Source organism: Mycolicibacterium madagascariense, assembly GCF_010729665.1.
Taxonomy (GTDB): Bacteria; Actinomycetota; Actinomycetes; order Mycobacteriales; family Mycobacteriaceae; genus Mycobacterium; species Mycobacterium madagascariense.
Genome location: NZ_AP022610.1, coordinates 5132934 through 5157696, shown reverse-complemented (window position 1 = coordinate 5157696; position 24763 = coordinate 5132934). Strand labels below are relative to the sequence as shown.

Sequence of the window (24763 nt, the reverse complement as noted above, 5' to 3'; positions counted from 1 at the left end):
GCCGCCCGGCAGCGCCGCACGGGGTTCATCGCCCTGGATTCCGCGTGATTGCAACCATCGCGGGTCGGCGTCGGCGCGCGTACCGTCCCCGGCGTGCGGCTATTCGTGGTGGACGGCGCTGACGGCGACTGGAGTGAACTGACCTCCGGGGGTGACGCCGGCGGTGATGCGGTGCGCCTGGTGGCCCCGGACCTGCAGCGCGCCCAGCGCGGGCGCCACCGGATTCGCTCCGAGCGGCCCGACGCCGAGGTGATCCTCGACGTCACGGTCGCGGTGGCGCCCGACTTCCACTCCGTGCGCGACCTCGCCGCGATCGACGACGGCACGCTGCGGTATGCGGGCACCGTCGACGGGCTGACCGGGTTGATCGCCGACATCGGTGCGGCGGGGGTCGCCGACGGGGTGACCCTGATCTCGGGCCCGGGTCGGGTGGACCTGCGCGGGCTGGGGTACGACGTGCTGGCGCGGTTGGCGCTGCGCGGGAGGAAGACGGCCTAGCTGGACGTCACGGCGAGCCGGGCGGCACGACGGGCGTCACCAGGCGTCCCGTGGCGAGGAATTCGTCGAGGTTGCGCAGCGTCAGCTCCTCCATGGCCGCCCGCGTCTCGACCGTGGCGCTCCCCACGTGCGGTAGCAGCACCACGTGGTCCATCGCGATCAATTCGGCGGGCACGTGGGGCTCGTCGGCGAACACGTCGAGCCCGGCCCCGGCCAGTCTGCCGTCGGACAGGGCGTCGATCAGCGCGGCCTGGTCGACGACGCTGCCGCGGGCGATGTTGACGAGGTAGCCCGACGGGCCGAGTGCGGCGATGACGTCGGCGTCGACCAGGTGCTCGGTGCCGCTGCCGCCGGCGGCCGCGATCACCAGGACGTCGACGCCGCGGGCCAGCTCGACGGGCGACTCGGCGTACTCATACGGCGCGTCGGGCTTGCGGTGGCGGTTGTGGTAGGAGATGACGCAGCCAAAGGCGTTGAGCCGCTTGGCAATCGCCGATCCGATGCGGCCGAGCCCGATGATGCCGACACGCCTGCCGCTCACCCGGTGGGTTAGTGGATAGTCGCCGTCGGTGACCCAGCGCCCGGCGCGGACGTAGCGGTCGGCGGCCGAGAATCCGCGCATCACGTCGATCAGCAGTCCCACCGCGGTGTCGGCCACGCAGTCGGTCAACACGTCGGGGGTGTTGCTGACGCCGACCCCCCTCGCCGCGGCGGCGTCGACGTCGGTGGTGTCGTAGCCCACCCCGAAGTTCACGATCGCCCCGAGATTCGGCAGCGCGGACAGCAGGGCGGCGTCGACCCCGGTGCGTCCCGACGTGACGGCCGCGGTGATCTCGGCGCCGTGCGACGCCAGGAACGCCTCGCGCTCGGCGGGCTCGGAGGGCAGGACGTAGGCGCCGTAGTCCTCGGCGAGGGTGCGTTCCAGCGAGTCCTTGAGCGGTCCGACTCGAAGGACGGTGCGACTGCGGGGTGGAGTGCTCATGATGTCGTCCACGCTACGACGGGTTTGTACAGTGCGAGGCAATGGAACGCTTCCGGTACTGCGTCATCGGGGCAGGCATCGTCGGCCTGTCGACGGCACACCACCTGCTGCTTGCCGAACCGGACGCGTCCGTCGTCGTGCTGGAGGGGGCCACGTCGCCGGCCGCGCACCAGACCGGCCACAACAGCGGCGTCATCCACTCCGGCATCTACTACGAGCCGGGCAGCCTCAAGGCGAGGTTCTGCCGGGCGGGGGAGCGTGCGACCAAGGAGTTCTGCGCGCAGCACGGCATCGCCTTCGACGAGTGCGGCAAACTGATCGTCGCGACGACGCCCGCCGAACTGGACCGCATGACCGCGCTACGGGAGCGCGCCGCGGTCAACGGCATCGAGTGCCGACGGCTGAGCCGCGCCGAACTGATCGAGTTCGAGCCGAACGTGACGGGCCTGGGCGCGCTGCATCTGCCGCGCACCGGCATCGTCGACTACCGGCAGGTGGCCCGTCGCCTCGCCGACCTGATCGTCGCGGCCGGGGGTGCGGTGCGCACCGGTCAGCGGGTGGTGGGGATCGTCGAAGACAGTGCGGGAGTGCGAGTTTCGACGTCATCGGCGACGGTGAGTTGCGACCGGCTGGTGGTGTGCGGTGGTCTGCAGGCCGACCGGCTGGCCGAGATGGCCGGTGTCCCCATCGACGTGCAGATCGTCCCCTTCCGCGGTGAGTACTTTCAATTACCCTCCACGCGTTCGGGTTTCGTGCGCAGACTGATCTATCCGGTACCCGATCCCGAGTTGCCGTTCCTCGGGGTGCACCTGAGCCCCACCATCGACGGCCGCATCACCGTGGGACCGAGTGCCGTGCTCGGGCTGGCCCGCGAGGGTTATCCGAAGTTCTCCGTCGACCCGCGGGACGTGGCGAGAATGGCGGCCTTTCCCGGGTTGTGGCGGGTGGCCAGGGCCAACGTCCGGCTCGGCGTCACCGAGATCGGCAACTCGCTCTTCAAGCGCCGCTACTTGCGCGAATGCCGCAAGTACGCACCGGCTTTGACGACGTCCGATCTGCTGCCGTATGAGGCGGGCATCCGGGCCCAGGCCGTGCGCAGGGACGGCACGCTGGTGCACGACTTCGTCATCGAACGCACCGCCAGGATGGTGCACGTGCTCAACTCACCGTCGCCCGCGGCGACCGCCGCCCTGCCCATCGGCGCGCATCTGGCCGGACTGGTGAGGACCTAGGTCCGCCAATCAGGCGCTGGCGTCCCAGCTCTCGCGGATGCCCTGCAGCCCGTCGGCGGTGAGGCTGCCGAACAACCGCAGCCGGGCCATGCCTCCGTCGGGGTGGATGTCGAGCCGGGCGTCGGTGATCGGGCGCTCGTCGCGGATCAGGAAGCGGTGCCGGGTGTCGGGCAGCAGGTCGGTCGGCGGCAGCAGCTCGAACCAGTCGCCATTGCCGTCGCGTCCGGAGAGGCGGCCGACGCCGGGGGCGTTGCCGACGAAGTAGGACGTGTCGAGTTCGGCGGCGTTCAGCGTGCCACGGCCCGCCAGATGCACCTCGACCCAGTCGTTTCCGGCGTCGCGGCGTCGCGAGGTCTCCCAGCCGTCACCCATCGTCCGCGCAGTCCCCGGCAGCAGGAGGTTGTTGGGCGAGCTGTAGAACATGTTGGAGCAGGCCGTGATTCGGCCTCCGTTCTCCAGTGCCGCCAGGTCGATCGTCATGCCGTCGGCGAAGTCCGGGTTCAGCACGCCCTCGCCGTGGACGCGGAAGCGTGCCACGCCGCCGTCGGGATAGATCGACAACCGCACGTGCGACCAGCGCCGCGGGGAGTCGACGGGGAACGGGTTGCGGGTGTCGCCGTTGACGCCGGTGCGCTCCACCAGCGTCGTCCACTGCGTCTTCTCGACGAGGTCCTCGACCGACGGGTAGCCGTCGACGAACGCGGCCTCCACCGAGATCTGGGGCGGGTAGTTGCCGGTGAACCAGGCCGTGTCGACCACGACGCCGCGGACGATGCCCGCGACCCCGAGTCGGACGATCGCCGCGTCGGCGGCATCGGGTCCGAGGTCGCGGCGCCTGCGGGTCTCCCACCCGTCGTAGACCTGGCCCTTGTGGCCGAAGGTCGCCGGCCGGAACTCCGCGGACCCCGGCGTGATCAGGTTCTCCTTCTCGGCGAACAACTCGTCGTTCGCCCACAGGACGGCACCGCCGGCCGACCGCGCGGCGAGGTCGGGAAGGGACAGGAAACGCGACTGCGATCGGTTCTTCTCAGACGGGGTGCTCACTCACAGGAGCCTAGGCGACGGCGGCCGCGTCACCAGTTCTGGTAGCCGCCCTCGGGACCCAGCATGCGCTCCAGCCGGGAGCGGTTGATCTTGGCCAATTCGTTGCGCAGGACCTTGCGTTCGGTTTCCAGGTCGTGGTGCAGCCGGTCGTCGATGTTGGTGAGCACGGTCTTGGCGTCCAGACCGCCGACGAACATCACGAAGCCGAAGCCGAAGGTGTCGGCGTAGGTGCGCGCGGACTGTGCGAGCTGCGCCATCACCGCGGCGTCGTCGTCCCACAGGGCGCACTGCTCGGCCTGCGACTTCTCGCTGCGCGGGCGCTTGCCGACGTCGGGGCAGGCGTCCAGGATCTGGTCGACCGCGGGCTCGGGAAGGGCGAACAGCAGCGCGTCGGCCCGCCGGAACAGCGCGGCGTGGCTGTCGTAGGGCCGGCCCCGTGCCAGGTGGCGGGCCATGGTCACGCTGTTGCAGCACTCGAACAGGGCGTGGACGGCCTTGCGCTCGGGGAGCGCGTTGAACGCCTCCAGCCCGATCCCCTGATGCAACAGCACGTTCTCAGGATGGCCAGCCGATGGCACGAGCGGGTTACCCCGTGTTACGGGCGTGCTAAATCACCCGGGATCAGTGCCCGGAGGAGCCGAACCGCTCGATCGATCGCTGGAGCTCGGCCTCGGCCTCCTCGCGGCCCGCCCAGTCGGCGGCCTTGACGAACTTGCCGGGCTCGAGGTCCTTGTAGTGGACGAAGAAGTGCTTGATGGCCTCGAGTTCGAACGGGGGCACGTCGGCCAGATCCTGCACGTGGTCCCACCGCGGGTCGCCCGCGGGCACGCACAGCAGCTTGTCGTCGCCGCCTGCCTCGTCGGTCATCTTGAACATCGCGACGGGCCTGGCCTCGACGACGCAGCCGGGGAACACCGACTCGGGCAGCAGCACCAGGGCGTCCAGCGGGTCGCCGTCCTCGCCGAGGGTGTTCTCGAAGAAGCCGTAGTCGGCGGGGTAGCCGAACGCCGTGTAGAGGTAGCGGTCCAGCTTGACCCGACCGGTCTCGTGGTCCACCTCGTACTTGTTGCGCGACCCCTTCGGGATCTCGATGACGACGTCGAACTGCACCGCCGCGACTCCTTCACGTCCGCAAAGCATCCTGGGGTCGTCGGCTGACGACGCGGTCCACCATAGACGAGCGATTACCCTTCCCTTGCGGGCTCGGTACGGGTCGGCTCGGCCAACCACGGATCAGGAGAGCGACCATCGGAATCCCGCGTCCCACTCGGTGGCGGCGATCCACGCACGTGTGGGTCGGCGTCGTGGTGCTGCTCGCGGTGGCCGCGGTCGTCGCCGTCGGCGCGGTGGCCACCTCGAGCGGCACCAGCCCCGCCGCCTCGCCGACTGCGAGCGTGGCGGCGCGACCCGCCCCGCCCACCGTCCGACCGGCCCTGACGCCGCTGGCCGACTCGGCGCCTTCGCCCACCCCGGCGGTGCTGGCGGCGACGTTGGCGCCGTTCGTCGCGAACCCGGATCTGGGGGCGATGACGGGCCGGGTCACCGACGGCGTGACGGGCCGCGAGCTGTGGTCGCAGGGCGGGAACGTTCCCATGCAGCCGGCGTCGACGAACAAGGTGCTGACGACGGCGGCGGCGCTGCTGACCCTGGACCGCGACGCGCGCCTCACCACGACGGTGATCGCGCCGGATCAGACCGCGTCGCCGGGCCTGGTCGTCCTCAAGGGCGGCGGAGACCCGACGCTGTCGGCGGCCCCACCGGGCACCGACACCTGGTACCGCGGTGCCGCCCGCATCAGCGACCTCGCCGACCAGGTGCGCCGGTCCGGCATCACCCCGAAGTCGGTGCAGGTCGACGCGAGCGCCTACAGCGGACCGACGTTGGCCCCCGGCTGGGATCCCGTCGACATCGACGGCGGGGACATCGCGCCTATGGAGGCCGTCATGCTCGACGGCGGCCGCACCCAGCCCGTCAGCGTCGACTCGGCGCGGTCGCGGACGCCCGCGCTGGACGCGGGCCGAGCCCTCGCGGTGGCCCTCGGGGTCAACCCCGCCGCCGTCACGATGTCGAGCGCGCCCGTGCAGGGGCAGCAGATCGCCGCGGTGCAGTCACCCCCGCTGATCGAACGCCTCCGCCAGCTGATGAGCGAGTCCGACAACGTCATGGCCGAGTCGACCGGACGCGAGGTGGCCGCCGCCGTCGGCAAGCCGCAGAGCTTCGACGGCGCGGTGCAGGCGGTGCTCGGCCAGCTCGGCAAGGCGGGCATCGACACCGCCGGGGCCACCCTCGTCGACTCCAGCGGGCTGTCGGTGAACGACCGGCTGACGGCCGACACGCTCGACGGGGTGATCGCCGCGGCGGCCGCCGACGACGAACTCGACGGTGACCACGATCTGCGACCGCTCGTCGACCTGCTCCCGATCGCCGGCGGCAGCGGCACGCTGTCGAACCGCTTCCTCGACACCGACGCGGGCCGCGCGACGCTGGGCCTGCTGCGGGCCAAGACCGGGTCGCTCACCGCGACCAATGCCCTGGCCGGTTTCCTCACCGACGCCAGCGGCCGGGTGCTGACGTTCGCGTTGATCTCCAACTCCGCAGGCCCGACGGGCCGCACCGCGATCGACGCGGTGGCCTCGGCGCTGCACGGCTGCGGGTGTGCCGCGTGAGCCCGGCCTCGCCGGTGACCGTCGGCCGCACGGTCGACTGGGACTTCGCGGCCACCGTCGGCGCCAAGCTCGTCAGGCCCGCCCCGCCCGTCACCGACTACACCCGCAACCAGGCGATCGAGGAGCTCGCGGATGCCGCGCGCCGCGCCGAGGAGCCCGTCCGCGACGTCGCGGGTCTCAGCGAGGGTGCCGAGGTCACCGAGGCGCGCATCGTCGACAGGGTCGAATGGGTAAGGGCGGCAACCGAATCCATGCGCGTCATGACCGGCGGCACGCGCGACGGTGTCTCCGGCGGGCGCATCGCGCGCCGGGTCACGGGCGCGCAGACCGGTGCGGTGCTGGCGTTCGTGTCCTCCGGCATCCTCGGCCAGTACGACCCGTTCGCCGCTCCCCGGGGAGAGCTGCTGCTGGTGTATCCCAACGTGATCGCCGTCGAGCGCCAGCTGCGGGTCTCACCGGCCGACTTCCGGCTGTGGGTGTGCCTGCACGAGGTCACCCACCGCGTGCAGTTCCGCGCGAATCCGTGGCTGGCCGAACACATGTCGCAGTCGCTGGCCGTCGTCACCGACGACAGCGGACAGGACCTGACCCAGGTGGTGTCGCGGCTCGGGGAGTTCGTCAAGGCCAGGAGAAGCGCCAACAGCCATGCGGCGCAATCGAATTCGGAGGGCATCGTCGGGCTGCTGCGGGCCGTGCAGTCCGAGCCCCAGCGCGCGGCGCTGGACCGGCTCCTGGTGCTGGGCACGCTGCTGGAGGGTCACGCCGACCACGTGATGGACGCCGTCGGCCCGAAGGTGGTGCCCTCGGTGGCCACCATTCGCAGGCGGTTCGACGAGCGCCGCCGGCACCGGCAGCCACCGCTGCAGCGGGTGCTCAGGGCGCTGCTGGGCTTCGACGCCAAGATGAGTCAGTACACCCGCGGCAAGGCGTTCGTCGACCACGTCGTCGGCGCGGTCGGCACGGCCGCCTTCAACACGGTCTGGACGAGCCCCGAAACCCTGCCGCTGCCAACGGAAGTCGACGAGCCGCAGCGATGGATCGACCGGGTCCTCTAGCGATCGTGCGCGCGGCGGTCGACGACTTCGCCGCCGCGCACCACGCCGCCACCGAGAGGTGGTGCGTGGCCCTGTCCGGGGGCGCGGACTCGCTGGCGCTGACGGCGGCCGCCGCGGCGTGCCGTCCCACGGTCGCGCTCGTCGTCGACCACGGCCTGCAGCCCGGTTCCGCCGAGGTGGCCGACACCGCCCGCGAGCAGGCGATCGGGCTGGGGTGCGTCGACGCCCGGGTGCTCCGCGTCGAGGTCGGCGGCACGGGCGGGCCCGAGGCCGCGGCGCGGACCGCGCGCTACGCCGCCCTCGACGGCGCCCGCGACGGGGCGCCGGTCCTGGTGGCCCACACGCTCGACGACCAGGCCGAGACCGTGCTGCTCGGACTGGGCCGCGGGTCCGGTGCCCGCTCGATCGCCGGCATGCGCCCGCACGACCCGCCGTGGGGGCGGCCGCTGCTCGGCGTGCGCCGCGCCGACACCCTCGCCGCGTGTGCGGAGCTGGGCCTGCTGCCGTGGTCGGACCCGCACAACGCCGACCCCAGGTTCACCCGGGTCCGGCTGCGCGGCGAGGTGCTCCCGCTGCTGGAGGACGTGCTCGGCGGCGGCGTCGCGCAGGCGCTGGCCCGCACGGCCGTCGCGCTACGCGAGGACACCGACACCCTCGACGCGCTGGCCGACCGCGCGCTGGCGACGCTGCGGACCGGCGCCGGCCGGGAGGCGCGCCTCGACGCCCACGAGCTGGCGGCGCTGCCCGCGGGGCTGCGCGGGCGGGTCATCCGGCGCTGGCTGCTCGACGGCGGCGCGGGCGGCCTGACCGACGGCCAGATCCGGGCGGTGGACCGGTTGGCCGCGCAACGTCGCGGGCGCGGAGGGGTCGCGGTGGGATCAGCCGAGCGCCGGCAGCGGCTGTTCGCCGACCGCGCGGGCCCGGCCCTGGTCCTGCGCACCGAACCGGTGTGAGCGCGGGTCGGCGCGGCACGTGTTGGTCGCCGACGCGCGGGCATGGCACGCTGTTGCCGTGCCCGAGCCATCAGCCGTGGACCCGTATCCCGGCGACATCGAGTCGGTGCTCCTCTCCCAGGACCAGGTTCAGGCGCGCGTCGCCGAGCTGGGCGCCGAGGTCGGCGCCCACTACCGGCGCGAGGAGGGCGACGGCCGCGACGACCTGTTGCTGGTGACCGTCCTCAAGGGGGCGGTCATGTTCGTCACCGACCTCGCGAGGGCGATCCCGCTGCCGACGCAGCTGGAGTTCATGGCGGTCAGCTCGTACGGCTCGTCGACGTCGTCGTCGGGGGTGGTCCGCATCCTCAAGGACCTCGACCGCGACATCCACGACCGCGACGTGCTGATCGTGGAGGACATCGTCGACTCCGGTCTCACGCTGTCCTGGCTGCTGCGCAACCTCGCGACGCGCCATCCCCGCTCGCTGCAGGTGTGCACGCTGCTGCGCAAGCCCGAGGCGATCCGCGCCGACGTCGAGATCACCTGGTGCGGTTTCGACATCCCGAACGAATTCGTCGTGGGCTACGGCCTGGACTACGCCGAGCGCTACCGCGACCTGCCCTACATCGGCACGCTGGATCCGAAGGTGTACGAGGGCGCCTAGCCGTTAGGTCAGCTCCCACACCACGGTCACCGAGAAGCCGACGGTCTGCTGACCGGGTGACAGCGGGACGGCCGCGGCCCGCGCGTCGACGCGGGGCAGCGGCGTGGGGGGTGGCGCGCCGCTACCGGTCTCCGAGATCGACAGGACCTTGCCGAGGCTCAGCCCCGACAGCTGCGCGTACTGCTGAGCCCGGTTCCTGGCGTCGTCGAAGGCGCGCTGGCGGGCATCCCGCACGTACTGCGAGTCGTCCTCGATCGAATACGTCACCGAGTCGATGCGGGTGGCGTCACCGCCCGCGGTGGTGATCGCCCCGAGCACCTGGGGTCCGGTGTCCACCCGTCGCACCTTCACGTCGACGGAGTTGCTCGACTGGTAGCCGACGATCGTCGTGCCGTCCTGCCCGTACTGCGGTTGCAGGGTGACCGACGTGGTGGCCACGTCCTTGCGGTCGACGCCCTGACCGGCGATGGCGTCGGTCACCGCGGCGATGCGGCTGCTGGCCAGGTTGGACGCACCGATCGCGTCGGGTGCGGTGGCGGCGATCGACAGGCCGATGGTCAGGGTGTCCGGCGTGCCGTCGACCTTGCCCTCGCCGACGACGGTCACCTGTCGCGGCGCGGTGGTGCCGGGGACCGGGCTCGGCGCCGACGACGACGTATCGCACCCGGCGACGACGAAGAGGGCGATCGCGGCCGCGGCGACCGTGCGGCCGACGGTGCGGACGGACGTCGAGGGTGGCGTGGGCATGGGGAGCACCCTAAACGTCACGACCGGCCCTCGGCGAGGACGTGGAGCGGACGTCGAGCAGGGTGCCGTTCACCCGTCGGGAACCTCCGGTCGTTGGTCTAGCGGTAGCCTGAACGAACTCAACCTGCGCACCTCGGAAGGACGTGGCCGTCGCGATTCTCCTCGCAGACCCGCTGGCCAGAGACAACGAATGAACCGAAAGAACGTCATCCGCACCCTCACCGTGATCGCGGTGGTGCTGCTAGTGGGTTGGTTTTTCTTCTTCTTCAGCGATGACACGCGCAATTACGCGCCCGTGGACACCTCGGTGGCGATGGGACAGATCAACGCCGACAACGTGAAGTCCGCCCAGATCGACGACCGCGAACAGCAACTGCGCCTCGATCTGAAGAACGGCAACGGTGACACCGACGGCAAGTCGCAGGTCATCACGAAGTACCCGACGGGGTACGGCGTCGACCTGTTCAACGCGCTGAGTGCGAAGAACGTCAAGACCAACACCGTCGTCAAGCAGGACAACGTCTTCGGATCGCTGCTGCTGTACCTGCTCCCGCTACTGCTGCTCGTCGGTCTGTTCGTGATGTTCTCCCGCATGCAGGGCGGCGGCGGCCGGATGGGCTTCGGCTTCGGCAAGTCGCGCGCCAAGCAGCTGTCCAAGGACATGCCCAAGACCACGTTCGCCGACGTCGCGGGCGTGGACGAGGCGGTCGAGGAGCTCTACGAGATCAAGGACTTCCTGCAGAACCCGACGCGCTACCAGGCGCTGGGCGCCAAGATCCCCAAGGGCGTGCTGCTCTACGGCCCACCCGGTACCGGCAAGACATTGCTGGCCAGGGCCGTCGCGGGCGAGGCGGGTGTGCCGTTCTTCACGATCTCCGGTTCGGACTTCGTCGAGATGTTCGTCGGCGTCGGCGCCTCCCGGGTGCGCGACCTGTTCGAGCAGGCCAAGCAGAACAGCCCGTGCATCATCTTCGTCGACGAGATCGACGCCGTCGGACGTCAGCGTGGCGCCGGCCTCGGCGGCGGCCACGACGAGCGCGAGCAGACGCTGAACCAGCTGCTGGTGGAGATGGACGGCTTCGGCGAACGCCAGGGCGTCATCCTGATCGCCGCGACCAACCGGCCCGACATCCTCGACCCCGCGCTGCTGCGCCCCGGCCGCTTCGACCGCCAGATCCCGGTGTCGAGCCCCGATCTGGCGGGCCGCCGCGCCGTGCTGAAGGTCCACTCCGCGGGCAAGCCGATCGCCCCCGACGCCGACCTCGACGGTCTCGCCAAGCGCACCGTCGGCATGTCCGGCGCCGACCTCGCCAACGTGATCAACGAGTCGGCCCTGCTCACCGCGCGCGAGAACGGCACCATCATCACCGGCGCCGCGCTCGAGGAGGCCGTCGACCGCGTCGTCGGCGGACCCCGCCGCAAGGGCCGCATCATCAGCGAGCTCGAGAAGAAGATCACCGCCTATCACGAGGGCGGCCACACCCTGGCGGCCTGGGCGATGCCCGACATCGAGCCGATCTACAAGGTGACGATCCTGGCGCGCGGACGCACCGGCGGCCACGCGATGTCGGTGCCCGAGGACGACAAGGGTCTGATGACGCGCTCGGAGATGATCGCGCGCCTGGTCTTCGCGATGGGTGGCCGGGCGGCCGAGGAACTGGTCTTCCGCGAGCCGACCACGGGGGCGTCCTCCGACATCGACCAGGCCACCAAGATCGCGCGGGCCATGGTCACCGAGTACGGCATGAGCGCCAAGCTCGGCGCCGTCCGCTACGGCACCGAGCACGGCGATCCGTTCCTCGGCCGGTCGATGGGCACCCAGGCCGACTACAGCCACGAGGTCGCCCAGATCATCGACGACGAGGTGCGCAAGCTCATCGAGGCCGCCCACACCGAGGCGTGGGAGGTGCTCACCGAGTATCGCGACGTCCTCGACACGCTGGCCGGCGAGCTGCTCGAGAAGGAGACGCTGCACCGAGCCGAGCTGACGGCCATCTTCGCCGACGTGAAGAAGCGGCCCCGACTGACCATGTTCGACGACTTCGGCGGCCGGGTGCCGTCGGACAAGCCGCCGATCAAGACGCCGGGCGAGCTGGCGATCGAGCGCGGGGAGCCGTGGCCCCCGCCGACGCAGGAGCCGGCGTTCAAGGCCGCCATCGCCGCGGCCAGCAAGGCGGCCGAGGCGCGCAACGGCAGCTACGGCGCCAACGGCAACGGCTCACATGGCAACGGCGCCAACGGAAATGGCAACGGCACCAACGGCAATCCGGCGCACGTGGGCGGCGCGCCGACGAACGGAGCGAACGGCGCTCCCGGCCCGGTGCCGCCGAACTACGGGGCGCCCGCGGGGTGGCACGCGCCGGGCTGGCCGCCCCAGGGCCCCGGCCAGTATCCGCCGCCACCGCCGCCGTCGGCCTGGGGTCCGGCACCCCAGCAGGGCGGCTACCCGCCGCCGTATCAGCCCGGCCCGCCGCCGTATCAGCCATACCCGCCGCAGGGGCCGAATCCGCGCGAGGACAATCAGGGCCACGACCCGCGCCGCGACGACCGGCAGATGCCGCCGGACCACGGCTGACCCACAGGAGGCCCCGATGACGAAGCCCGGCTCCCTCGCGCCCGGCTCCGCCGCTTTCGTTCCCGCCGAATTCGATCAGCCGCGTGCGGAGAAGGCCGTTCGGGAACTGCTCTACGCCATCGGCGAGGACCCCGACCGCCAGGGTCTGCTCGACACCCCGGCGCGCGTGGCCCGGGCGTACAAGGAGATGTTCGCGGGGCTCTACCTCGACCCGGACGACGTGCTCAACACGACGTTCGACGAGCAGCACGACGAACTGGTCCTGGTCAAGGACATTCCGATGTACTCGACGTGCGAGCACCACCTCGTCGCGTTCCACGGGGTCGCGCACGTGGGCTACATCCCCGGCAAGGACGGCCGCGTGACCGGCCTGTCGAAGCTGGCGCGCGTCGTCGACATGTACGCCAAGCGCCCGCAGGTGCAGGAGCGGCTGACCGGGCAGGTCGCCGACGCCCTGATGCGCAAGCTCGATCCGCGCGGCGTCATCGTCGTCATCGAGGCCGAGCACCTCTGCATGGCGATGCGCGGCATCCGCAAGCCGGGCGCCACCACCACGACGTCGGCGGTGCGTGGGCAGTTCAAGACCGACAAGGCATCGCGTGCCGAGGCGCTGGATCTCATCCTGCGCAAGTGACGTACAGCCCGAAGGTCCCACCCAGGACGCGCGTGCAGGTGATGGGCGTCGTGAACGTCACCGGCGACTCCTTCTCCGACGGCGGCCAGTATCTCGACCCCGACCGCGCGATCGCCCACGGCATGGCACTCGCGGCCGCCGGTGCGGCGATCGTCGACGTCGGCGGCGAGTCGACCCGGCCCGGCGCGACCCGTGTCGAGCCGACCGTCGAGACCGCCAGGGTCGTTCCGGTCATCGAAGCCCTTGCCGCCCAAGGCATTACGGTCAGCATCGACACGATGCACAGTGCGGTCGCCCGGGTGGCGCTGGAGAGCGGCGCGTCGATCGTGAACGACGTGTCCGGCGGCCGGGCTGATCCGGACATGGCGCCGCTCGTCGCCGAAGCCGGCGTGCCCTGGATCCTCATGCACTGGCGCTCGGTCCACGCCGATCGGCCGCACCAGGTGCCCGAGTACCACGACGTGGTGGCCGACGTCCGCGACGAGCTACTGGCCGGCGTGGACGCCGCCGTCGCCGCGGGCGTCGATCCGGCGAACCTCATCATCGATCCCGGCCTGGGCTTCGCGAAGTCGGCCGAACACAATTGGACGCTGCTCGCCGCGCTGCCGGAGTTCGTCGACACGGGCTTCCCGGTGCTCATCGGCGCGTCCAGGAAGCGGTTCCTCGGGGCGCTGCTGGCCGACGCCGACGGCGAGCTGCGGCCGCCGGCCGGCAGGGAGACCGCGACCGCGGTGATCTCGGCGCTGGCGATGATGCACGGCACGTGGGGTGTGCGCGTGCACGACGTCGGCGCGTCGGTCGACGCGCTGCGGGTCGTGGAGGCCTGGGAGGCGGCACCCACCTGGGAGGGTGAGGGTGGCTGATCGAATCGAGTTGCGCGGCTTGGTCGTTCGCGGCCACCACGGTGTGTTCGACCACGAGCGGCGCGACGGTCAGGACTTCGTCGTCGACGTCACGGTGTGGATCGACCTGGCCGCGGCGGCCGCGAGTGACGACCTGGCCGACACCGTCGACTACGGCGCGCTCGCCCAGCGGGCCGCGGCCATCGTGGCGGGACCCCCGCGCAACCTCATCGAGACCGTCGCCGCCGAGATCGCCGACGCCGTCATGGACGACGAGCGGCTGCACGCCGTCGAGGTCACCGTGCACAAGCCGGATGCCCCGATCCCGCTGGTGTTCTCCGACGTGGCGGTGGTGGCGCGGCGGTCGCGACGCGGGCGCGGGGTGCGCGATGACTGAGGTCGTGCTGTCGATCGGCTCCAACCTCGGTGACCGGCTCGGACATCTGCAGTCGGTGGTCGACGGCCTCGGGCGCGCGGTGGTGGCCGTGTCGCCGGTGTACGAGACCGACGCGTGGGGCGGCGTCGAGCAGGGACCGTTCCTCAACGCCGTCGTGCTCGCGACCGACCCGGCGCTGGACTGCCGCGGCTGGCTGCACCGGGGGTGGGAATTCGAGCGGGCCGCCGACCGTCGTCGCGAACGGCGGTGGGGGCCGCGGACCCTCGACGTCGACCTGATCACCTGCCGCGACGGCGAGCACGAGGTGCTCAGCGCCGACGAGGAGTTGACCCTGCCGCACCCGCACGCCCATCAGCGGGCGTTCGTCCTGGTGCCGTGGCTGGCGGTCGACGCGACGGCGACACTGACCCGGCACGGCGCCCCGCGACCCGTGGCCGACCTGCTCGCCGAGCTCGACGCGGCCGAGCGCGACGGCGTCCGTCCGGTCGACGCGGCCCTGGTGCGCTGAGGTGGGCCCGACGCGCAGGCGCGATCTGGCGGTGACGGCCGTCGTCGTCGCGGTCCTCGGCTACGTGGCGGTGAGCCTGCTGTACCGGTGGTTCCCGCCGATCACCGCGTGGACCGGGGTGTCGCTGCTGGCGGTCGCGGTGGTCGAGGCGGCCTGGGCCTTTCACGTGAGGGCCAGGATCGGCGACGGCAAGATCGGCGACGGGCCGGGCCGGCTGCATCCGCTCGCGGTCGCCAGGGCCGTCATGATCGCCAAGGCGTCGGCCTGGGTGGGGGCGGTCGCCGTCGGGTTCTGGGCCAGTGTGCTGGCCTACGTGTGGCCGAGGCGGGGGGAGCTCAAGGTGGCGGGCGAGGACGCCCCCGGGGTGGTGGTCGCGGTGCTCAGCGCGCTGGCGCTGGTGTTCGCCGCGCTCTGGTTGGAGCATTGCTGCAAGTCACCGGACGACCCGTCCGAGGATGCCGACGGCGTGTCGGGGCGGCTGCCGGGAACAGGCTGACCAGGAGAATCGCCGGTGTGGGCAATACCCGATGAGACCCGTCGCAGGTACAGTCGGCCCATGACCGAACCGACTCGTGGAACCCGCGCGCGCCGCGGTCACCGCAGGCCGGGATCGCTGCTCCTGACGGCGTTGCTGGTCCTCGCGATCGTGGCGAGTTCGGCGCTGGTCTTCACCAATCGGGTCGAGTTGCTGAAGCTCGCGGTCATCGTCGCGCTGTGGGCCGCGGTGGTCGCCGCGTTCGTGTCGTTCATCTACCGCCGCCAGTCCGACGTCGACCAGGCGAAGACCCGCGACCTCAAGCTGGTCTACGACCTGCAACTAGACCGGGAGATCTCCGCGCGCCGCGAATACGAGCTGTCGATCGAGACGCAGCTACGGCGCGAGCTCGCCGCGGAGATGCGGGCGCAGTCGGCCGACGAGGTGGCCAGCCTGCGCGCCGAACTCGCCGCACTGCGCGCCAACCTCGAGATCATCTTCGACACCGATCTGCAGAGCAGGCCCGCCATCGAGACCGAGCGCACGACCGTGCACCGCTTCGGGAACTGGGACGCCGTCGCGCCCGGCGCGGCGACGGCCGAGCGCGCCGAGCCCTCCTACGGGCCCGGCCGGGTGATCAGCAGCCGCATCGACGCCGAGGCGCAGGACGACTCCGACCCCAACACCGAGGAAAGTCCCATCATCGACGTCCCGGCCGAACCGCAGCCGCCCGACGACGAGTGGTCGCCCCAGGTGTTCGGCGGTGCCCACCGCCGCGCGTTCGAACGGGAGCCCGCCGCCGACTGGCGCGGTGCGCAGCAGGAAACCCCGCGGCCGGAACCCGCGCCGCAGGAGGGCAGGCGACGGGCACCCGAGCCCGAACCCGTCGCAGAGACCCGGCTGCCGTGGCTGCCCCAGCCCGAGCCGTCACCCCCGCCGCCCCCGCCGGCCCCGCGCCCGGAGCCCGAGCGCCCCGGCAGGCACGGCCCGGCCGGTTCCGGCTGGCGGCCCGCCCCCGCCGAGGGTCGCTTCATTCCGGCCGGCGCGCCGGGCAGCAACTGGACCGCGGCGCAGGACGATGGCGCCGCGACGCCCAGTACCCCAACGCCGAGCACCCCGGCGCCCAGCACCCCGGCGCCCGCCCCCGTGCCCAACACCCCCGTGCCCAGCACCCCAACGCCTGCTCCGGCGATGACGCCGCCCCCGGTCGAATCACCGCGTGGCGGAAGGCATTACCCCGCCGCCGCCGCCGAGACCCCCGTCGAGACGCCCGAGACGCCCGCCGAGGCGGCCACCCGCGCTCGTCACTCCGCGCCCGACGACGTCGATCCCGGGCGACGCACGCCGCCCACCCTGGCCAGCCCGCCGCCACCCGCACCGGAGACGGCCCGCCACCGCGGGCCCGACGACGAGGCATCCGCCACCCCCGCCGAGGACGATGCGGAGCCCGCGGGCCAGCACATCGGCGGTCAGCCGGTGTCGGAGCTGATGGCCCGCCTGCAGGTGGGTTCCAGCGGTGGTGGCCGTCGCCGCCGCCGCGAGGAGTGAGTTAGTCTCGACGCGATCGTCCGGTACCGGCAAAGACGGACCGGAACGCCAGCACTCCGACATGCGAGGTCGTCTGCGATGGTGCAGCCCGACGGACTGCGTCCGGCCCGGCTCACGGTGGGCATCGTCTCCGCCGGCCGCGTCGGCACCGCCCTCGGCGTGGCGCTCGAGCGCGCCGAGCACGTCGTGGTGTCGTGCAGCGCCATCTCCCGCAGGTCCCGCGAGCGGGCCGAGCGCCGGCTGCCCGACACCAGGGTGCTGCCCGTACCCGACGTGGCCGCCAACGTCGAGTTGCTGATCCTCGCGGTGCCCGACGTCGAACTGGCGAGCCTGGTGGCAGGGCTGGCCGCGACCGGCGCGGTGCGCCCCGGCACCATCGTGGTGCACACCTCGGGGGCCAACGGCATCGGTGTGCTGGCGCCGCTGGCCGCCCTGGGCTGCATCCCGCTCGCAATCCACCCGGCGATGACGTTCACCGGTTCCGACGAGGACGTCATTCGGCTGTCGGGCGCGTGCTTCGGCATCACCGCGGCCGACGAGGTCGGCAGTGCCGTGGCGCAGTCGCTGGTCCTCGAGATCGGCGGGGAGCCGTTCGGCGTGCGGGAGGAGGACCGAGCGCTCTATCACGCCGCGCTCGCGCATGGCGGCAACCATCTCACCACCGTGCTGCTCGACGCCGTCGAGGCGTTGCGCTCGGCGCTGCGCGGGCAGGAGCTCCTGGGTCAGGAGGCGGTCGGCGACGCCCCCGGCGGGATCGCCGAACGCGTCATCGGACCGTTGGCCCGGGCGTCGCTGGAGAACGCCCTGCAGCGGGGCCAGGCCGCGCTGACCGGACCCGTCGCGCGTGGTGACGCGGCGATGGTGACGGCGCATCTGCGAGCGTTGGAATCCGTGGATTCGGCTCTCGCGCAAGCATATCGGGCCGATTCGCTGCGCACGGCGCAGCGCGCCCACGCCCCCGTCGAGGTGTTCACCGCACTGACGGGGCCGACCGAGGGGGAACGACCGTGATCACGAAGAAGCCACCGGCCTTCACCGCAGGCGAGCTGAACCTCTACCACGATCCGGCGGCGACCTCCGACGTGTGCCGGGCGCTGCGGACCACGGGGCGGCGCGTCGTCCTGGTGCCCACGATGGGCGCCCTGCACGACGGCCATCTGGCGCTGGTGCGGACCGCCAAGCGGGTGCCCGGCGCGGTCGTCGTGGTGTCGATCTTCGTCAACCCCCTGCAGTTCGGGGCGGGCGAGGACCTCGACGCCTACCCGCGGACGCTGGACGCGGACCTGGCGGCGCTGCGCTCGGAGGGCGTCGAGATCGTCTTCGCGCCGTCCGCCGCGCAGATGTATCCGCGCGGCGCGCGGACCACCGTGCTGCCCGGCCCGCTCGGCGCCGAACTCGAAGGTGGTTCTCGGCCACGGCATTTCGCGGGCATGCTGACCGTCGTGCTGAAGCTGCTGCAGATCGTGCGGCCGGACAACGCGTACTTCGGCGAGAAGGACTACCAGCAGCTGGTGCTCGTCCGGCAGATGTCGGACGACCTCGATCTCGGCGTCAAGATCGTCGGCGTCCCCATCGTGCGCGAACCCGACGGGTTGGCGATGTCGTCGCGCAACCGGTACCTCGACGAGGTCGAGCGTGAGCAGGCGAGCGCGCTGTCGGCGGCGCTGCTGGCTGGCATGTACGCGGCCTCCCACGGCGCGTCGGAGGCGCTGGACGCGGCGCGCGCGGTGCTCGACGAGGTGCCCGCGCTGGACGTCGACTACGTCGAGGTGCGCGACAACTGGCTGGGCCCGGCGCCTGTGGAGGGCCCCGCGCGGCTGCTGGTGGCGGCGCGGCTCGGGCGCACCCGGCTGTTGGACAACATCGCCATCGACGTCGGCGCGGCGGCGGGCATCGACGGGCACTCCCGCGTCGAGCCCGGCCGCAGCCACGAATTGCCCTGGAGGAACTGAACGCCGTGCTGCTCGCGATCGACGTTCGCAACACCCACACCGTCGTCGGATTGATCTCCGGAATGGGCGAGCATGCAAAGGTGGTGCAGCACTGGCGGATTCGCACCGAGGCCGAGGTCACCGCCGACGAGCTGGCACTCACCATCGACGGTCTCATCGGCGAGGACACCGAACGCCTGACCGGCGCGACCGCGCTGTCGACGGTGCCGTCGGTGCTGCACGAGATCCGCGTCATGCTCGACCAGTACTGGACCTCGGTGCCCCAGGTGCTCATCGAACCGGGCGTGCGGACCGGCATTCCGCTGCTCGTCGACAACCCCAAGGAGGTCGGCGCCGACCGCATCGTCAACTGCCTGGCGGCCTATCAGCGCCACGCCGCGCCGGCGATCGTCGTCGATTTCGGCTCCTCGATCTGCGTCGACGTGGTGTCGGCGAAGGGCGAGTTCCTCGGCGGGTCGATCGCGCCGGGCATCCAGGTGTCCTCCGACGCGGCGGCCGCCCGTTCGGCGGCGCTGCGCCGGGTCGAGCTGACGCGGCCGCGGTCGGTGGTCGGCAAGAACACGGTGGAGTGCATGCAGTCCGGCGCGGTGTTCGGGTTCGCCGGACTGGTCGACGGTCTGGTGCACCGGATCCGTGAGGACGTGGCGGGTTTCGCGGGTAGCGACGTCGCCGTGGTGGCCACCGGGCACACCGCCCCGCTGTTGCTGCCCGAGCTGCGGACGGCGACGCAGTATCACCCGCATCTGACCCTCGAGGGTCTGCGACTGGTGTTCGAGCGCAACCAGAAGCGCTGACGCCCCCGGCACGCCCGTACGGCTCTCCTGTTGACGCGGCGTGCCCGCGGGAGAATCATGTGTTGCGTACTGCACTGCGCGTTGCGCATCATGCAACAGTCGGAGGATCTCGTGGCCGGTCCCAAGGTCGTCGTCATTGGCGCGGGCATCGTCGGCAGTTCGCTCGCCGACGAGCTGACCGCCCGCGGGTGGACCGACGTCACCGTGGTCGACCGCGGCCCGCTGTTCGCTACCGGTGGGTCGACCTCACACGCCCCCGGCCTGGTGTTCCAGACCAACCCGTCGAAGACCATGTCGGAGTTCGCGAAGTACACCGTCGCCAAGTTCGGCGGCCTCGCCCCCGACGGCGGCTGGGCCTTCAACCCCACCGGTGGTCTCGAGGTCGCCTCGACCCCGGAACGCTGGGCCGACCTGCACCGCAAGGCGGGGTGGGCGCAGTCCTGGGGGATACCCGGGGAGCTGCTCACCGCCGGTCAGTGCGCCGAGCTGCACCCGCTGGTCGACGCCGATCGCATCCTCGGCGGATTCCACACGCCCACAGACGGTTTGGTCAAGGCGGTGCGCGCGGTGCAGGCCCAGGCCGCCGCGGCGACCGCGCGCGGCGCGACGTTCCTGCCGAACACCGAGGTGCTCGGGGTCGTCGACGACGGCGCGAAGGTGACGGGCGTCCGAACCGCCGATGGCGTGCTGCCCGCCGACGTCGTGGTGTGCTGCGCCGGTTTCTGGGGTGCGCAGCTGGCCAAGCAGGTCGGCCTGGTGGTGCCGCTGGTGCCCATGGCGCACCAGTACGCGACGACCGGACGCATCGAGCCGCTCGTCGGTCGCAACACCGAGGCCACCGAGGCGGGTCTGCCGATCCTGCGCCACCAGGATCAGGATCTCTACTTCCGCGAGCACGTCGACCGCATCGGCATCGGCTACTACGGCCACCGGCCGATGCCCGTCGAGGTGGCGAACCTCGCCGCCGACACCGCGGGTGAAGAGATGCCGTCGATGCTGCCGTTCACCGACGAGGACTTCGTGCCCGCCTGGCGGGAGTCGGTCAAACTGCTTCCGGTACTGCAGGATTCGAAGATCGAACAGGGCTTCAACGGCATCTTCTCGTTCACCCCCGACGGATTCTCGATCATGGGCGAGCACCGCGAGCTCAGCGGCTTCTGGGTCGCCGAGGCGGTCTGGGTCACGCACTCGGCCGGCGTCGCCAAGGCCACCGCGGAGTGGATCGTCGATGGCACCCCGTCGACCGACGTCCACGAGTGCGACCTCTACCGGTTCGAGGACGTCGCCCGCACCGACGATTTCGTCATGACGACCAGCTCGCAGGCGTTCGTCGAGGTGTACGACATCGTGCACCCGCATCAGTACCGCGAGGCGCTGCGCGGCTTGCGCACCAGTCCCTTCTACGGCAGGCAGCAGGAACTCGGGGCCTATTTCTACGAGGGCGGCGGCTGGGAGCGCCCAGCCTGGTACGAGGCGAACGCCCAACTGGCGCAACGGCTTCGCGACGACGGTCTGGCGTTCCCCGAGCGCGACGAGTGGTCGGCCCGGTTCTGGTCACCGATCTCCATCGCCGAGGCCCACTGGACCCGCGAACACGTGGCGATGTACGACATGACCCCGCTGACCCGCTACGAGGTCACCGGACCCGGAGCCGCGGCGCTGCTGCAGTGGCTCACCACCAACGACGTCGACAAGAGCGTCGGCTCGGTCACCTACACCCTGATGCTCGATGAATCCGGCGGCATCCGAAGCGATCTGACGGTCGCCCGGTTGGCGCCCGACCGCTTCCAGGTCGGCGCCAACGGGCCGCTGGACCTCGACTGGATCACCCGGCACCTGCCCGACGACGGCAGCGTCACGGTGCGCGACGTCACCGGGGCCACGTGCTGCGTCGGGGTGTGGGGTCCGGCGGCCCGCGACCTGGTGGCGCCGCTGTGCGGCGATGACCTCTCCCATCGGGGGTTGAAGTACTTCCGTTCGCTGCGCACCCATCTCGGCGCCATCCCGGTGACGATGATGCGAGTGTCCTACGTCGGGGAACTCGGCTGGGAGATCTACGCCGACGCCGCCTACGGCGCCGCGCTGTGGGACCTGCTGTGGACGGCGGGCCAGGCGCACGACGTGATCGCCGCGGGCCGCATCGCGTTCAACGCCCTGCGGATCGAGAAGGCCTACCGGGCCTGGGGAACGGACATGACCGCCGAGCACCTGCCCGGTGCAGCGGGTCTGGACTTCGCGGTCCGGATGGCCAAGGGCGACTTCGTCGGCCGGGCCGCACTGGAGCGGGCGTCGGCACCGCAGCAGACGTTGTGCAGCATCGTCTTCCACGATCCGACGGCCGTCGTGCTCGGCAAGGAGCCGGTGTACCTCGACGGCGGCGATGCCTGCGTCGGCTACGTGACCAGTGCCGCCTACTCGGCGACGGTCGGACGCTGCCTGGCCTACGCGTGGCTGCCCGCGGGCACCGCACCCGGCGACGTCGTCGCCGTCGACTACCGCGGCAGCCGGTACGGCGCCACCGTCCACGCCGAGCCGGTGGTGGACCCCGAGATGAAGCGGATCAGGCGATGACCGAAACGACCGCGACCGACCACCCGCCCGCGCTGCTGCCGACCCTGCCCGGTGACTTCTACACAAGCGCTTCGGTATTCGCGGCCGAGCAGGAGCAGATCTTCGAAGCGACGTGGTGCTGCGCGGCCCGGTCCGACGAGCTCGCCGAACCCGGTCGCTTCAAGAACGTTCAGATCGGCCGCGAGAGCGTGCTCGTCGTCCGGGGGCGTGACGGCGTGCTGCGGGCGTTCCTCAACGTGTGCCGGCACCGCGGCGCGGCGCTGTGCACGGAGCCCGAGGGGCAGGTCAGACGAAACCTGCGGTGCCCGTACCATGCCTGGACCTACGCACTGGACGGCAAGCTGGTCGCCGCGCCCAACCTGGCGGCGCTCAAGGAGCCGACGGGTGAGGGCATCGACCGCTACCGCTACGGGCTCATCCCGGTCGCGCTGACCGAGTGGCTCGGCTACGCCTGGGTGTGTCTGGCCGACGAGCCGCCGTCGTTCGCCGAGGAGGTCGTCGGCGCCGTCACCCACCGCCTCGGGGACCCGACGGCGATCGAGCACTACGGCATCGAGGACCTGACCGTGGGCAGGCGGGTGGTCTACGACGTGGCCGCCAACTGGAAGCTCATCGTCGAGAACTTCATGGAGTGCTACCACTGCGCCACCATCCACCCGGAGCTGACCGAGGTCCTTCCGGAGTTCGCGAAGGGACTGGCCGCGCAGTACTACGTCGGGCACGGCGCCAAATTCGGTTCGGAGATATCGGGTTTCACGATCGACGGGAGCGCAGGCTTCGAGACGCTGCCCGGCGTCACCGCGGACCAGGACAGACGGTACTACGCGATCACGGTCAAGCCGGCGGTGTTCGTCAACCTGGTGCCCGACCACATCATCTTCCACCGGATGTATCCGCTGGCCGCCGATCGCACCGTGGTCGAATGCGACTGGCTCTACACCCCCGACGTCGTCGCGCAGGGCCGCGACGTCTCGCGCTCGGTCGAGCTGTTCCATCGCGTCAACGAACAGGACTTCGCGGCCTGCGAACGCACGCAGCCCGCCATGTCCTCGCGGGCCTACCGCCACGGAGGCGTCCTCGTTCCCTCCGAACACCACATCGCGGAGTTCCACGAGTGGGTAGTGTCCCGAGTCGGACCCGGTGACGCGAGGTGACATGTGAACGGTGAACCCGACCTCTTCGTCGGCGGCACATGGGTCCACGCGTGCGACGGCGGGACGCGCGACGTCGTGAACCCCGCCGACGGGAGCGTGATCGCGACCGTCGACGAGGCTGCCGACGCCGACGCCCGCGACGCCGTCCGCGCTGCGCGCGCCGCCTTCGATGACGGGGCCTGGCCCGCGACGCCCGTCGCGGAACGGGCCGCGCTGCTGGACCGCATCGCCGACCTCCTGCAGCGCGACAAGGAGGAGCTCGCGGTCCTGGAGACCCGCGACACCGGAAAGACGTTGGCGGAGAGCAGGATCGACGTCGACGACGTGACGTCGGTGTTCCGCTACTACGCCAAGCTGGTCGGCGTCGAGGCCGACCGGGTGGTCGACGTCGGCGACCCGACCGTCATCAGCCGGGTCGTCCGCGAGCCGATCGGCGTGTGCGTGCTGATCGCGCCGTGGAACTATCCGCTGCTGCAGATGTCGTGGAAGATCGCGCCCGCACTGGGTGCCGGCTGCACGATGGTCGCCAAGCCCAGCGAGGTCACGCCGCTGTCGACGATCGCGTTCGTGCACCTGCTCGAGGAGGCGGGGGTGCCTCCCGGGGTGGTCAACCTGGTGCAGGGCAGCGGTGCGGTGCTGGGCGCCGCCCTGACCGACAACGCCGACGTCGACTTCATCTCCTTCACCGGCGGTCTGGCCACCGGCAGGACCATCTCGCGGGTCGCCGCCGAACACGTCACCAAGGTGGCCGTCGAACTCGGCGGCAAGAACCCGCACATCGTGTTCGCCGATGCCGAGTGGGAGTCCTCCGTCGACCAGGTCCTCACGGGTGTCTTCCTGCACTCCGGTCAGGTGTGCTCGGCGGGCACCCGGCTGATCGTGGAGGAGTCCATCGCCGACGACTTCGTGGCCGCCCTCGTCGAACGGGCCGAGAAGATTCGGATGGGCGACGGCATGGACCCGGCCAGTGAGACCGGGCCGCTGGTGTCCGAGCAGCACCGCGCCAAGGTGGAAGCCCATGTGGCGACGGCGATCTCGGAGGGCGCGAAGCTGCTGACCGGTGGCTCGCGGCCGACCGATCCGGCACTGGCGGCGGGCAGTTTCTACCCGCCGACGATCTTCGACGGGTGCGACCGGTCGATGGCCATCGTTCGGGAGGAGACGTTCGGTCCGATCCTGACGGTGGAGCGGTTCACGTCCGAAGCCGAGGCGATCGGTCTCGGTAACGACACGGAATACGGTCTCGCGGCGGGCGTTCGGACGTCCGATGCAGCGCGGGGCGAACGTGTGGTGCGCGCGCTGCGGCACGGCACGGTGTGGCTGAACGACTTCGGTTACTACACCGCTGCCGCGGAGTGGGGCGGATTCAGGAAGTCGGGCAACGGCCGCGAGCTCGGACCGACCGGGTTGGCGGAATACCAAGAAATCAAGCACATCTGGCACAACACCGCGCCGAAGTCCGCTGGCTGGTTCACCGGGGAATAGCTCGC

The 24763-nt window shown here is 71.4% G+C and carries 24 protein-coding genes; 19 read left to right on the top strand and 5 right to left on the bottom strand.

The genetic code is table 11. The features are described 5' to 3' along the window. Positions 1 to 93: 93 nt before the first annotated feature. Complete coding sequence (locus G6N60_RS24440; protein ID WP_179969739.1) at positions 94 to 498, top strand: hypothetical protein; 405 nt, start codon at positions 94 to 96, stop codon at positions 496 to 498. A 7-nt stretch (positions 499 to 505) separates the two neighbouring features. Here G6N60_RS24440 and G6N60_RS24435 read toward each other — a convergent pair whose 3' ends face one another. Beyond that, on the bottom strand, positions 506 to 1480 hold the full coding sequence (locus G6N60_RS24435) for a 2-hydroxyacid dehydrogenase (RefSeq protein WP_163742110.1): 975 nt from the start codon (positions 1478 to 1480) through the stop codon (positions 506 to 508). A 41-nt stretch (positions 1481 to 1521) separates the two neighbouring features. Here G6N60_RS24435 and lhgO point away from each other — a divergent pair, with 41 nt between their 5' ends. After that, complete coding sequence (gene lhgO, locus G6N60_RS24430; protein WP_163742109.1) at positions 1522 to 2712, top strand: L-2-hydroxyglutarate dehydrogenase; 1191 nt, start codon at positions 1522 to 1524, stop codon at positions 2710 to 2712. A gap of 9 nt (positions 2713 to 2721) precedes the next feature. Here the strand turns inward: lhgO and alc are convergent, their stop codons facing one another. From alc to G6N60_RS24415, 3 genes are all read right to left on the bottom strand, one after another. Further along, positions 2722 to 3756, bottom strand: coding sequence for an allantoicase (alc, locus tag G6N60_RS24425; RefSeq protein ID WP_163742107.1), 1035 nt, complete (start codon positions 3754 to 3756; stop codon positions 2722 to 2724). A 29-nt stretch (positions 3757 to 3785) separates the two neighbouring features. Beyond that, positions 3786 to 4307 carry a 2-oxo-4-hydroxy-4-carboxy-5-ureidoimidazoline decarboxylase gene (locus G6N60_RS24420; protein ID WP_163742105.1) on the bottom strand — a complete coding sequence of 174 codons (522 nt, stop codon included), beginning with the start codon at positions 4305 to 4307 and terminating at the stop codon, positions 3786 to 3788. A 70-nt stretch (positions 4308 to 4377) separates the two neighbouring features. Beyond that, a complete protein-coding gene (locus G6N60_RS24415) occupies positions 4378 to 4866 on the bottom strand; it encodes an inorganic diphosphatase (protein ID WP_163742103.1) in 489 nt (162 codons plus the stop codon). A gap of 179 nt (positions 4867 to 5045) precedes the next feature. Between G6N60_RS24415 and dacB the strand changes: the two genes are divergently transcribed. The 4 genes from dacB to hpt are packed head-to-tail and all read left to right on the top strand — an operon-like array spanning position 5046 to position 9076. Continuing rightward, positions 5046 to 6422, top strand: a complete 1377-nt coding sequence (dacB, locus tag G6N60_RS24410; protein ID WP_163742101.1) for a D-alanyl-D-alanine carboxypeptidase/D-alanyl-D-alanine endopeptidase — start codon at positions 5046 to 5048, stop codon at positions 6420 to 6422. After that, positions 6419 to 7477 (top strand): Rv3626c family coenzyme F420 biosynthesis-associated protein, encoded by a 1059-nt coding sequence (locus G6N60_RS24405; protein WP_163742098.1) that lies wholly within the window; start codon positions 6419 to 6421, stop codon positions 7475 to 7477. The genes dacB and G6N60_RS24405 overlap by 4 nt, the downstream gene beginning before the upstream one ends. Further along, entirely contained in the window at positions 7456 to 8430 is a 975-nt protein-coding gene (gene tilS, locus G6N60_RS24400; protein WP_163742097.1) for a tRNA lysidine(34) synthetase TilS, read from the top strand. Before G6N60_RS24405 ends, tilS begins: the two co-directional genes overlap by 22 nt. A gap of 58 nt (positions 8431 to 8488) precedes the next feature. Next, the gene (gene hpt / locus G6N60_RS24395) at positions 8489 to 9076 is read left to right on the top strand and encodes a hypoxanthine phosphoribosyltransferase (protein ID WP_372511013.1); all 588 of its coding nucleotides are present in this window, start codon (positions 8489 to 8491) and stop codon (positions 9074 to 9076) included. Positions 9077 to 9079: 3 nt separating this feature from the next. Here the strand turns inward: hpt and G6N60_RS24390 are convergent, their stop codons facing one another. Further along, positions 9080 to 9823: an SIMPL domain-containing protein gene (locus G6N60_RS24390; RefSeq protein WP_163742095.1), complete on the bottom strand. Its 744-nt coding sequence runs from the start codon at positions 9821 to 9823 to the stop codon at positions 9080 to 9082. Positions 9824 to 10013: 190 nt separating this feature from the next. Here G6N60_RS24390 and ftsH point away from each other — a divergent pair, with 190 nt between their 5' ends. The 13 genes from ftsH (at position 10014) to G6N60_RS24325 (ending at position 24758) form a co-directional block, all read left to right on the top strand. Further along, positions 10014 to 12398: an ATP-dependent zinc metalloprotease FtsH gene (gene ftsH / locus G6N60_RS24385; protein WP_163742093.1), complete on the top strand. Its 2385-nt coding sequence runs from the start codon at positions 10014 to 10016 to the stop codon at positions 12396 to 12398. Between the two features lie 16 nt (positions 12399 to 12414). Continuing rightward, positions 12415 to 13032 (top strand): GTP cyclohydrolase I FolE, encoded by a 618-nt coding sequence (gene folE / locus G6N60_RS24380; RefSeq protein WP_163742091.1) that lies wholly within the window; start codon positions 12415 to 12417, stop codon positions 13030 to 13032. 41 nt (positions 13033 to 13073) lie between these two features. Then, positions 13074 to 13895: a dihydropteroate synthase gene (gene folP, locus G6N60_RS24375; RefSeq protein ID WP_163744482.1), complete on the top strand. Its 822-nt coding sequence runs from the start codon at positions 13074 to 13076 to the stop codon at positions 13893 to 13895. Continuing rightward, positions 13888 to 14271: a dihydroneopterin aldolase gene (folB, locus tag G6N60_RS24370; protein ID WP_163742089.1), complete on the top strand. Its 384-nt coding sequence runs from the start codon at positions 13888 to 13890 to the stop codon at positions 14269 to 14271. The genes folP and folB overlap by 8 nt, the downstream gene beginning before the upstream one ends. After that, entirely contained in the window at positions 14264 to 14779 is a 516-nt protein-coding gene (folK, locus tag G6N60_RS24365) for a 2-amino-4-hydroxy-6-hydroxymethyldihydropteridine diphosphokinase (protein ID WP_163742087.1), read from the top strand. Before folB ends, folK begins: the two co-directional genes overlap by 8 nt. 1 nt (position 14780) lies before the next feature. Continuing rightward, positions 14781 to 15275 (top strand): DUF3180 domain-containing protein, encoded by a 495-nt coding sequence (locus tag G6N60_RS24360; RefSeq protein WP_163742085.1) that lies wholly within the window; start codon positions 14781 to 14783, stop codon positions 15273 to 15275. A gap of 60 nt (positions 15276 to 15335) precedes the next feature. Further along, positions 15336 to 16802 (top strand): DUF6779 domain-containing protein, encoded by a 1467-nt coding sequence (locus tag G6N60_RS24355; protein WP_163742082.1) that lies wholly within the window; start codon positions 15336 to 15338, stop codon positions 16800 to 16802. 78 nt (positions 16803 to 16880) lie between these two features. Further along, the gene (locus G6N60_RS24350; RefSeq protein ID WP_163742080.1) at positions 16881 to 17813 is read left to right on the top strand and encodes a Rossmann-like and DUF2520 domain-containing protein; all 933 of its coding nucleotides are present in this window, start codon (positions 16881 to 16883) and stop codon (positions 17811 to 17813) included. Further along, on the top strand, positions 17810 to 18754 hold the full coding sequence (panC, locus tag G6N60_RS24345; RefSeq protein ID WP_163742078.1) for a pantoate--beta-alanine ligase: 945 nt from the start codon (positions 17810 to 17812) through the stop codon (positions 18752 to 18754). Before G6N60_RS24350 ends, panC begins: the two co-directional genes overlap by 4 nt. Positions 18755 to 18759: 5 nt before the next feature. Continuing rightward, entirely contained in the window at positions 18760 to 19548 is a 789-nt protein-coding gene (locus G6N60_RS24340) for a type III pantothenate kinase (RefSeq protein WP_163742076.1), read from the top strand. 111 nt (positions 19549 to 19659) lie between these two features. Continuing rightward, the gene (locus G6N60_RS24335) at positions 19660 to 22119 is read left to right on the top strand and encodes a GcvT family protein (RefSeq protein WP_372510912.1); all 2460 of its coding nucleotides are present in this window, start codon (positions 19660 to 19662) and stop codon (positions 22117 to 22119) included. Beyond that, positions 22116 to 23273, top strand: coding sequence for an aromatic ring-hydroxylating oxygenase subunit alpha (locus G6N60_RS24330; RefSeq protein WP_163742072.1), 1158 nt, complete (start codon positions 22116 to 22118; stop codon positions 23271 to 23273). The genes G6N60_RS24335 and G6N60_RS24330 overlap by 4 nt, the downstream gene beginning before the upstream one ends. A 3-nt stretch (positions 23274 to 23276) precedes the next feature. Then, positions 23277 to 24758, top strand: coding sequence for an aldehyde dehydrogenase family protein (locus G6N60_RS24325; RefSeq protein WP_163742070.1), 1482 nt, complete (start codon positions 23277 to 23279; stop codon positions 24756 to 24758). The last annotated feature ends 5 nt before the right edge of the window (positions 24759 to 24763 follow it).

Coding starts and splice junctions, on each gene's coding strand:
- G6N60_RS24435 (WP_163742110.1), bottom strand. CDS start 1,480: ATGAGCACTCCACCCCGCAGTCGCACCGTCCTTCGAGTCGGACCGCTC.
- lhgO (WP_163742109.1), top strand. CDS start 1,522: ATGGAACGCTTCCGGTACTGCGTCATCGGGGCAGGCATCGTCGGCCTG.
- tilS (WP_163742097.1), top strand. CDS start 7,456: ATGGATCGACCGGGTCCTCTAGCGATCGTGCGCGCGGCGGTCGACGAC.
- G6N60_RS24390 (WP_163742095.1), bottom strand. CDS start 9,823: ATGCCCACGCCACCCTCGACGTCCGTCCGCACCGTCGGCCGCACGGTC.
- ftsH (WP_163742093.1), top strand. CDS start 10,014: ATGAACCGAAAGAACGTCATCCGCACCCTCACCGTGATCGCGGTGGTG.
- folE (WP_163742091.1), top strand. CDS start 12,415: ATGACGAAGCCCGGCTCCCTCGCGCCCGGCTCCGCCGCTTTCGTTCCC.
- folP (WP_163744482.1), top strand. CDS start 13,074: ATGGGCGTCGTGAACGTCACCGGCGACTCCTTCTCCGACGGCGGCCAG.
- folK (WP_163742087.1), top strand. CDS start 14,264: ATGACTGAGGTCGTGCTGTCGATCGGCTCCAACCTCGGTGACCGGCTC.
- G6N60_RS24355 (WP_163742082.1), top strand. CDS start 15,336: ATGACCGAACCGACTCGTGGAACCCGCGCGCGCCGCGGTCACCGCAGG.
- G6N60_RS24350 (WP_163742080.1), top strand. CDS start 16,881: ATGGTGCAGCCCGACGGACTGCGTCCGGCCCGGCTCACGGTGGGCATC.
- G6N60_RS24330 (WP_163742072.1), top strand. CDS start 22,116: ATGACCGAAACGACCGCGACCGACCACCCGCCCGCGCTGCTGCCGACC.